Annotated in this window: 8 protein-coding genes; 5 read left to right on the top strand and 3 right to left on the bottom strand. The window is 67.0% G+C overall.

Annotated elements, in window-relative coordinates:
- Positions 1–51 precede the first annotated feature (51 nt).
- On the top strand, positions 52–1,248 hold the full coding sequence (locus tag N536_RS0135740; protein WP_029112411.1) for an IS30 family transposase: 1,197 nt from the start codon (positions 52–54) through the stop codon (positions 1,246–1,248).
- Positions 1,249–1,348: 100 nt separating this feature from the next.
- Here N536_RS0135740 and N536_RS0135735 read toward each other — a convergent pair whose 3' ends face one another.
- Positions 1,349–3,307: an acyl-CoA dehydrogenase gene (locus N536_RS0135735; protein ID WP_029117994.1), complete on the bottom strand. Its 1,959-nt coding sequence runs from the start codon at positions 3,305–3,307 to the stop codon at positions 1,349–1,351.
- A gap of 102 nt (positions 3,308–3,409) precedes the next feature.
- On the opposite strand from N536_RS0135735, the gene N536_RS0135730 reads away from it, so the two are divergent.
- Positions 3,410–4,141, top strand: coding sequence for a VIT1/CCC1 transporter family protein (locus N536_RS0135730; protein ID WP_029117993.1), 732 nt, complete (start codon positions 3,410–3,412; stop codon positions 4,139–4,141).
- Positions 4,142–4,144: 3 nt separating this feature from the next.
- Here N536_RS0135730 and N536_RS0135725 read toward each other — a convergent pair whose 3' ends face one another.
- Positions 4,145–5,356 (bottom strand): MFS transporter, encoded by a 1,212-nt coding sequence (locus tag N536_RS0135725; protein ID WP_029117992.1) that lies wholly within the window; start codon positions 5,354–5,356, stop codon positions 4,145–4,147.
- A gap of 36 nt (positions 5,357–5,392) precedes the next feature.
- The gene (locus tag N536_RS0135720; protein WP_029117991.1) at positions 5,393–5,839 is read right to left on the bottom strand and encodes a MarR family winged helix-turn-helix transcriptional regulator; all 447 of its coding nucleotides are present in this window, start codon (positions 5,837–5,839) and stop codon (positions 5,393–5,395) included.
- 106 nt (positions 5,840–5,945) lie between these two features.
- Between N536_RS0135720 and N536_RS0135715 the strand changes: the two genes are divergently transcribed.
- From N536_RS0135715 to N536_RS43250, 3 genes are all read left to right on the top strand, one after another.
- Positions 5,946–7,988, top strand: coding sequence for an ATP-binding cassette domain-containing protein (locus N536_RS0135715; RefSeq protein ID WP_029117990.1), 2,043 nt, complete (start codon positions 5,946–5,948; stop codon positions 7,986–7,988).
- Positions 7,985–8,818, top strand: a complete 834-nt coding sequence (locus N536_RS0135710) for an energy-coupling factor transporter transmembrane protein EcfT (protein ID WP_029117989.1) — start codon at positions 7,985–7,987, stop codon at positions 8,816–8,818. The genes N536_RS0135715 and N536_RS0135710 overlap by 4 nt, the downstream gene beginning before the upstream one ends.
- Before the next feature lie 164 nt (positions 8,819–8,982).
- On the top strand, positions 8,983–9,182 hold a 200-nt coding region (locus N536_RS43250; RefSeq protein WP_369798507.1), incomplete at its 3' end, for a helix-turn-helix domain-containing protein.

Genomic DNA, 9,182 nt, shown 5'->3' with positions numbered 1-9,182 from the left:
GCGGGCAGATTCATACGGTCAATGCAACATCCATCAATGTGGGAGGTTGCAATGCCGAGCGGTTACCGGGCGCCGTGGTGGTTGAAGCGGCAGTTCTTTGATCTGGTGTGCGGTGGGACGTCGGTGTTGCAAGCCGAGCGACAACTCGGTGTGTCCCGCACTGTTGGCCAGCAGTGGTGGCGTAAGGCTGGGGCCATGAAGCTACGTCTTGGCAGCGGTGTTCTGGGATTGGCCGATCCTGGTGATCTAGAGCGCGCCGGTGGCCGGGGGCACCATCTCAGTTACGACGAGCGCGTGGTCATCATGCGGGGTCGAGACCAGGGACTCAGGCAGGGCGAGATCGCACGCCAACTCGGCCGCGACCCGAGCGTGGTCAGCCGTGAGATCCGGCGCAACCGCAATCCCGACGGGGATTACCACGCGGGGTTGGCTCATGCCCGAGCTAGCCAGAATGCCAAGCGGCCCAAGGAGTTCAAGCTCAACGACACCCGGTTGTGCGCCACCATCGAAACCTGGATGGACGATGGGTGGAGCCCGAAGCTGATCGCTGAGGTCTTGGCACGTGATCATCCCGGTGACAAGCTGGCGCAGGTGAGCCACGAAACCATCTACAAGTGTCTCTACGTCCAAGGCCGCGGCCAGCTGCGCGCCGATCTCAACAAGTGCTTGTCGACCAAACGGGCAGCTCGCAAACCCCGTGGTCACACTGAGCGCCGCGGGAAGTTCAGCGATGTGATCACCATCAGCCAGCGTCCCGCCGTGGTGGATGACCGTGCGGTGCCCGGGCACTGGGAAGGTGACCTGATCCTGGGCACGGCGTGTGGCAGTGCGATAGGCACTCTGGTCGAGCGCAGCACCCGATTCACCATCTTGTTGCATCTGCCAGGCGATCACACCGCCGACTCGGTGGCCGCCGCGATGATCGAGGCGATGAATGAGCTGCCCGCTCATCTGCGCCGCACCATCACCTGGGACCGCGGCAGTGAGATGGCCAGCTGGCAGCACATCAGCCTGCAGTTGCAGGCCCCGGTCTACTTCTGCGATCCCCATTCGCCCTGGCAGCGTGGCAGCAACGAGAACACCAATCGGCTACTGCGGTTCTGGTTTGAAAAGGGCACCGACCTCAGCGGCTACACCAAAGCCGATCTCAAACGGGTCCAAGACAAACTCAACAGCCGGCCCCGACCCACCCTCGATCTCGACACCCCAGCCCAACGCCTAGCCACCCTCCTCAACCAAGCCGCCTAGCCGCGTTGCGATAGCCACTTGACTTTGAGGCGATTTTCTTGATCTCCCAGCAGTCTCGGCGGTGGTTCCGGAACTGGACCCGATCCCGGGCGCGTAGCCGTCAGTGTGGGTAGTCGATGTCGTCGAGGTTCTCGGGGTGCAGCATCTCGGCGTAGCGCAGCTGCTCCGGTATGCCGAAACCGTCGACCAGCAACTCGGCGTAGGGCCGTAGTGTGCGGCAGCGCTCGTTGATCCCGCGCGTGACGGCCTTGGCGCGCTCCGTGGACAGGAAGCGGTGTTCGATGAACCACGCCTTGTCGCCTTCGATCACCGACAGCGCGTAGAGGTCGCAGACCATCCCGAGGATCTTGCGGGCCTCTTGCCCTTCGGCAGAGGCTGACTCGCAGGCATCGATACCCGCAACGAACGCCTCGAGGATGATCCGGTCGATGTGGGCGGTCGCCGCGTGCAGCACGTGGTCCTGGACCGAGTTGAACGCCTCGAACGCGGTCATCTCCTTGGACTTGCTCTGCAGCCGTCGTGCCACCGTCGAGATCAAATACTCCTCGCGGTCTTCGAACATCTTCACCTGGGTGCCCCGATTGAAGAGGCTGCCCTCTTCCTCGTTGTCCTGCCGGGTGTCCAGGATGGTTTGCATGATGGTCTCTGCCGCAGTGCGTTTGGCGACCCTGGTGCCGGCGAAGTTGGCCGCGAACCGCACCCACTCCACGGGGCTCATGCCCTTGATGTCATCGGCGTATGCGGTGAGCAGCTCCTTGGCCACCAGCTGGGTCAGGACGTGGTTGTCGCCCTCGAACGTGGTGAATACGTCGGTGTCGGCCTTGAGTGCGATCAGCCGGTTCTCGGCGAGATAGCCGGCGCCGCCGCAGGCTTCGCGGGCTTCCTGGATGGCGCGGGTGGCGTGCCAGGTGTTGGCGGCCTTGAGGCCCGCCGCACGGGACTCGAGTTCGCGCTGTTCCTCGGCGTCGGGGGACTCGGAGCCCTGCAGCTCGTGCAGTTTGGCGACCAACTCGTTCTGCGCGAACTGCAGCGCATACGACCGCGCGATCAGCGGGAACAACCGCCGCTGGTGCACGAGGTAATCCATGAGGAGCACCTCGTGGTCGTCGTCGGGTGCCGAGAACTGCCTGCGCTGCAACGCATATCGGGTGGCGATGTCCAGGGCCACGCGGCCTGCCGCACCGGCACTGCCGCCGACGGTGACCCGTCCTCGGATCAGGGTTCCCAGCATCGTGAAGAACCGGCGGTTCGGGTTCTCGATGGGCGAGGTGTAGGTGCCGTCCTCGGCGACGTCGCCGTACTTGTTGAGCAGGTTCTCCCGCGGCACCCGGACGTTGTCGAAGACGATTCGGCCGTTGTCGACGCCGGGCAGGCCACCCTTGTAGTGGCAGTCCGACGTCGTCACGCCAGGAAGGTCATTGCCGTCCTCGTCACGGATCGGCACCAACAGGCAGTGCACGCCGTGGCTGACCGGCTTGCCGTCCTCCTGCGTTACGAGCTGGGCGAAAACCGCTGCGACGCGCGCTGTCTGGGCCGCACCGCCGATGTAGTCCTTGCGGGCCGTCGGCGTCGGCGAATTGACTACGAACTCCTGCGTCGCGGGGTCGTACGTCGCCGTGGTCTCGAGGGCCTGCACGTCGCTGCCGTGGCCGGTCTCGGTCATGGCGAAGCAGCCGAGCAGGTCCAAATCGATGATGCGCCGCACGTATGCCTTGTGGTGGCGCTCGGTGCCGAGGTTCTCGACGGCGCCGCCGAACAGTCCCCACTGCACGCCGGCCTTCACCATCAGGGACAGATCGCTCATGGCGAGCATCTCGATCTGCGTCACCGCCGCGCCGGCATCGCCGTTGCCGCCGTGCTCCTTCTTGAACCCGTCCTCTGCGGCTCCCTGCGCAGCCATGATCTTCAGCTGCTCGCCGGCCTTGGTGCGGGCGATGACGGTGTTCGGTGTGTAATGCGGGCGGAAGATCTCGGTGGACAGCTCTCGTCGCATCCGGTTCTTCACGTCCCGCCAGCGTCCGTCCAGCGTGTTCCGAAGGTGTTCGGCGGTGGTGGTCATACCTGGAATTTAGCCCGCAGACCGCCCGACAAAACTGTGATGTGGCAAACCGAGGTAATCCTGAGTCAATGGGCCAATTCGAGCAGGCGTTGAATCATGGCCATGACCGATCCCGACGGTTCGCAACCGGTAACCGGGCTGCCCCACCAGATCGACCATCGGCACGCCGACGTGACGGGTGGCTGGCTGCGCGCCGCGACCTTTGGCGCGATGGACGGCTTGGTGAGCAACACGGCGCTGATCGCCGGTGTGGCGGCAAGCGCCAGCGCGCACACCGTCGTCCTCAGCGGTGTCGCGGGCCTGCTCGCCGGCGCGTTCTCGATGGCGCTGGGCGAGTACACCTCGGTGACGACGGCCAACGAACAAATCGAATCGGAGGTCCGCGTCGAGCGCCGCGCCTTCCGCAAGCATCCGCAGGCCGAACGCGCCGAATTGGTGGCGATGATGATGAACATGGGCATGACGGAGGACACCGCGACCAAGGCGACCGAGGAGATTCACCGCGACGAAACCCGCGCGCTGAACTTCCACCTGGTTCAGGAGTTGGGCGTCGATCCCAGCGAGAAGCCGTCGCCGTGGGTCGCGGCAGGCTCGTCGTTCCTGATGTTCGCGATCGGCGCGATCATTCCGCTCATCCCGTACCTGCTGGGGCACGAGTCGTTGTGGTTCGGCCTGGCGTTCGGCGGGGTGGGCCTTCTGGTCGCGGGCGGCGTCGCCGCGCGATTCACGCGGAAGTCGTTGTTGCTCGGCGGTTTACGGCAGTTGGCGTTCGGCGCGATCGCCATCGGCGCCACCTACGCCGTCGGAACCCTCATCGACGCAGGCGTCACGTAGCGGTCAGCTGTCACTGCCCACGGTGATCGCGGTCGCCTCGTCGGTGAGTTCGCCGAGAGCGTCCTCCTCGGCGTCGATGCCGGCCAGGTGGGCGCGCGACGCGAACAGCACTCCGGCGCCAAGCAGCACGGCGCCTGCACCCACCCAGAACGGCAGGTGGTCGTTGAACTGCTCGCCGAGCACCCCGGCCAGCCACGGCGCCACGGCCGCGCCGCCGAACCGCACGAAGCTGTAGGCCGCCGACGCGACGCCGCGCTCGACCGGTGCGGCCTTCATCACCGTCTCCGTTATCAAGGTGTTGTTGACGCCGATGAACAACCCGGCCACCACGACGCAGCCCGCCAGGACCGCCTTGTCGTCGGTCCAGACCGCCATCGCGGCGAGCGTCGCGGTCATCGCGAGCAGGTTCACCAGCAGCGTCGGCACGGTGCCGAACCGGTGCTGCAACCGCGGGGCCACTACCACCGACGTAAACGCCAGTGCCATACCCCAGCCGAAGAAGATCAGCCCGATCTGGTGCGCGGTCATGTCCAACGGGAACGGCGTGTAGGCCAACAGCGTGAAGAACCCGAAGTTGTAGAGCAACGCGGTGATCGCCACACCGAGCAGGCCACGGTGCCGCAGCGCGCGGAACGGGTCGGCCAGCGTGGTCGCCCGCTCGGGTCGGGGTGTTGCCGGCAGCAGGAACGCAGTCACGACGAGCGCAAACGCCATCAGCGCCGACACCCCGAAGAACGGCCCGCGCCACGAAATCGACCCCAGCACACCGCCGACCAGCGGACCAACGGCAATGCCCAGGCCAAGCGCTGCTTCGTAGAGGATGATCGCCTGCGCCACCGATCCGCGTGAGGCGTTGACGATCGTCGCCAACGCCGTCGCGATGAACAGTGCGTTGCCCAGTCCCCACAGCGCGCGCCACCCGACGATCTCCATCACGGTGTCCGACATGCCTGCCAGGCCCGCGCCGGCGATGATCACCAGAAGGCCAAGTAGCAGAGTGTATTTCGGGCCGATGCGGCTGGACACCACGCCGGTGATGAGCATCGCCACGCCCATCACCGCCATATAGCTGGTGAACAACAGCGAGACCTGGGACGGCGACGCGTCGAGATTGTCGGCGATCGGTTTGAGGATGGGATCCACCAGACCGATGCCCATGAAGGCGACGACGGATGCGAAGGCGACGGCCCAGACGGCCTTGGGTTGGCGCCACATCAGGGCGTTTCTCCTCTTCAGTTGCAGGTGCGTAGTTCAGTGCTGCCGTTGCGCGTCGTCGAGAAGACGGCGCATGACCCGTACCGCGTCGGCGAGGGTCTGACGATCGGGATCATCGAGGCGTTCGAGGTAGGGATCGATCACCGCGCCGCGGTCGGCGCGGACCTGGGCCAGCACCGCCACGCCGGACTCGGTGATGCTGATCAGGACGGCCCTCGCGTCGGCGGGATCCGTGATCCGAGAAACGAGGCCGGCGTCCTCGAGCCTGCGGACCTGGGTGGTCATCGTCGGTTGCGAGCAGTGATCCAGAGCTGCGAGGTCCGAGATCCGTGCCGCGCCGCGTTCCTCGATCATCGACAGCAGGCGCGCCTGGGCATACGGCAGTTCCAGCCTCACCCGCTGGGTCGCCAGCCGGTTGATCCTCGCGACCACGGACAGCAGTTCCGCCGCGAGCGCCGTGTCGGTCGCCGGTGGTGGAGTCATGCTCCCGATTTTACATAGTTTTCCTATGTAGACCACGACGGGGTGCCGTGTCCATGCTCACAGGCTGCTCAGGAGGTTCTTGGGATCCGCCTGGCAGAATCGTGAAATGGCTTTGACCGGGGCGGCCGAGACTCGTCGTGCCGGTTCGTTGCATCCAGCCGAGCTCGCCCACGCTTCCGTCATGGCAGCACTGTGCGCGGCCACCGCGATCATCGCCGTAGTCGTCCCGTTCGCCGCGGGGTTGTCCGTGCTCGGCACCGTCCCGATGGGCCTGCTCGCCTACCGGTACCGGCTGCGGGTGCTGATCGCCGCGACGGTCGCGGGAGGCACCATCGCCTTCCTGATTGCGGGCATGGGCGGCTTCATGACGGTGGTCAACTGCGCCTACATCGGCGGGGTGACGGGCATCGTGAAACGCCGCGGCCGCGGCACTCCGACGGTGTTCGTCGCCGCCCTCGCGGCGGGCACGGCATTCGGGCTGGCCGGCATCGTCGCACTGCTGATCGTTGCGCGCCTGCGCCACCTCATCTTCGCGTCGATGACGGCGAACATCGACGGCCTCGCCGCGATCATCCGGCGCATCCCCGGTCTGGAACCCGTCGCGCAGCGGCTCAAGGACGACTTCGCGACGATGCTCGACTACTGGCCGGTGCTGATCATGGGGTCGTCGCTGCTGAGCATCACCCTCGTCACCATGATCGGCTGGTGGGCGCTGTCGCGCGTGCTGGCCCGACTACTCGGCGTCCCCGATGTGCACAAGCTGGACGCCATCGAGGAAACCGGCCCCGCGGGGCCCGTGCCCGCCCGGCTGCGCGACGTGACGTTCCGGTATCCCGGTGCGAACCACGACGCGCTCGGACCGGTGTCGCTCACCATCGAACCCGGCGAGCACGTCGCGATCACCGGCGCCAACGGCTCGGGCAAGACGACGTTGATGCTGCTGTTGGCCGGACGCACGCCGACGTCGGGCGTCATCGAACGCGCCGGCGGGGTTCGGCTCGGCAGGCTCGGCGGCACCGCGGTGGTCATGCAGCACCCGGAGAGTCAGGTACTCGGTACCCGGGTGGCCGACGACGTGGTGTGGGGATTGCCGCCCGGCGCGACGACCGACGTGGACCGCCTGCTCACCGAGGTCGGCCTCGACGGGCTGGCCGAACGCGACACCGGCGGACTGTCCGGCGGCGAGCTGCAGCGGCTGGCCGTCGCAGGCGCGCTGGCGCGTGAGCCGTCCCTGCTGATCGCCGACGAGGTCACCAGCATGGTGGACCAGCAGGGCCGCGAGGAGATCATCTCCGTTCTTAGCGGGCTGACCGACCGGCACCGCATGTCGCTGGTGCACATCACCCACTACAACGACGAGGCGGACACCGCCGACCGCACGGTCAACCTCACCGGCAATGGCGGCACGGCCGACAACGTGGAGATGGTGGAGACGGCCCCCGCGCCCGCGGCGAGCATGGCCGTAAGTCACGGCGGCGCACCGATTCTCGAGTTGCGCGGCGTCGGACACGAGTACGGCAGTGGCACGCCGTGGGCGTCGACCGCGCTGAACGGCATCGACCTCGTCGTCAACGAAGGCGACGGGGTGCTCATCCACGGACTCAACGGATCGGGCAAGTCGACGCTTGCCTGGATCATGGCCGGCCTGCTCGAGCCCACCACCGGTACCGCCCTGCTTGACGGCAGGCCCGTCTCGGAACAGGTTGGCGCCGTGGCGATCTCCTTCCAAGCGGCGCGGTTGCAGCTGATGCGCAGCCGGGTCGACCTCGAGATCGCGTCGGCTTCCGGCCTCGACTACCACGACCACTCGCAGATCGTCCACGCACTCGGCATGGTGGGCCTGGATCCGGGACTCGGCCTGCGGCGCGTCGACCAGCTCAGCGGCGGCCAGATGCGCCGCGTCGTGCTCGCCGGCCTGCTGGCTCGTAAGCCCCGTGCCCTCATCCTCGACGAGCCCCTGGCCGGCCTGGATGCCGCCAGCCAACGCGGCCTGCTGCGGCTGCTCGTCGATCTGCGCCGCAACGCGGGCCTAACGGTGATCGTGATCTCGCACGACTTCTCCGGCCTCGAAGAGCTGTGCCCGCGCACGCTGCACCTGCGCGACGGCGCCATCGCGGCGACCCCGACCAAGACGGGAGGCATGTCGTGACCGCGCCCACCCGACGTCAGCGTCGGCCGGTGGTGCTGCTGCGGCCGGTGCCGGGAAACAGCGTCGTGCATCGGCTGTGGGCGGGGACCAAGCTGATCATCGTCGCCGCGATCGGGGTCCTGCTCACCTTCTACCCGGGTTGGATTCCCATCGCCTTGGTGGGTCTGCTGGTCCTCGTGACGGCGTGGCTGGCGAACATCCCGCGCGGCGCGCTGCCGTCCGTGCCGCCGTTCCTCTGGTTCCTGGTGCTGCTGGGCGGCGTCACGGCCACCTTCGCCGGGGGCAGTCCCGTGGTGACCGTGGGGTCGGTCAGCGTCGGCCTCGGCGGGCTGTTCAACTTCCTGCAGCTCACCGTGCTGTCCATCGTCCTGCTCGGGCTCGGCGCGCTGGTGTCGTGGACCACCAACGTCGCCGAGATCGCGCCCGCCGTCGCGAAATTGGGTCGGCCCTTGCGGCCGTTGCGGATTCCCGTCGACGACTGGGCCGTGGCGCTGGCACTGGCATTGCGCGCCTTCCCGATGCTGATCGACGAGTTCCGCATCCTGTACGCCGCGCGCCGGCTACGTCCCCGCGAAGAGGCCATCAGCCGGCGGGCCCGCAGGCATCGGTGGTCGGCCGAGCTGGTGGACCTACTGGCGGCGGCGATCACCGTGGCGTTGCGACGTGCCGACGAGATGGGCGACGCGATCACCGCGCGTGGCGGAGCGGGTCAGATCTCGGCGCTGCCGTCCGGCCCGAAGTGGCCCGACGCGGTGGCGTTCGCCGTCCTCGCTGCGCTGTGCGGGCTGTCGTTGTACGTGGAGCTGCTCAGCCCGCTCGCGACGAGCTAGCGGTCGGCGGGCGCGTTGGCGGCGCGCCGAATGTGAAGATATGTACGACTGTTATCTCCCAAGACATCGGTGACAGTTCTGCATCAGGACATCGGTGACACTTCGGGTGGTCTTGGTGGTGACACTTCTGCCCCAAGGTTCGGGTGGTGGCCGTCAATGAACCCATCGATCCTGTCGTTCGCCTTGCGATCTCGCAGTGGCCCGATGACGCCCCTCGCGGTGCGGTGTCAACCTTCTGCGCCGAGCACGGCATCTCCCGTAAATCGTTCTACGCGTTGCGTAAGCGTGTGAAGACCGACGGGCCGGCAGCGGTGCTCGAACCCAGGACACGACGGCCGAAGTCGAGCCCGTCGAAGCTGAGCGA

The sequence above is a fragment of the Mycobacterium sp. URHB0044 genome (genome assembly GCF_000620625.1).
GTDB lineage: Bacteria > Actinomycetota > Actinomycetes > Mycobacteriales > Mycobacteriaceae > Mycobacterium.
This window is presented reverse-complemented; position numbering and strand designations above follow the sequence as displayed.

Bases quoted from the DNA above. Each gene is read 5' to 3' on its own strand.
- N536_RS0135740 (WP_029112411.1), top strand. From the start codon at position 52: ATGCCGAGCGGTTACCGGGCGCCGTGGTGGTTGAAGCGGCAGTTCTTT.
- N536_RS0135735 (WP_029117994.1), bottom strand. From the start codon at position 3,307: ATGACCACCACCGCCGAACACCTTCGGAACACGCTGGACGGACGCTGG.
- N536_RS0135730 (WP_029117993.1), top strand. From the start codon at position 3,410: ATGACCGATCCCGACGGTTCGCAACCGGTAACCGGGCTGCCCCACCAG.
- N536_RS0135725 (WP_029117992.1), bottom strand. From the start codon at position 5,356: ATGTGGCGCCAACCCAAGGCCGTCTGGGCCGTCGCCTTCGCATCCGTC.
- N536_RS0135720 (WP_029117991.1), bottom strand. From the start codon at position 5,839: ATGACTCCACCACCGGCGACCGACACGGCGCTCGCGGCGGAACTGCTG.
- N536_RS0135715 (WP_029117990.1), top strand. From the start codon at position 5,946: ATGGCTTTGACCGGGGCGGCCGAGACTCGTCGTGCCGGTTCGTTGCAT.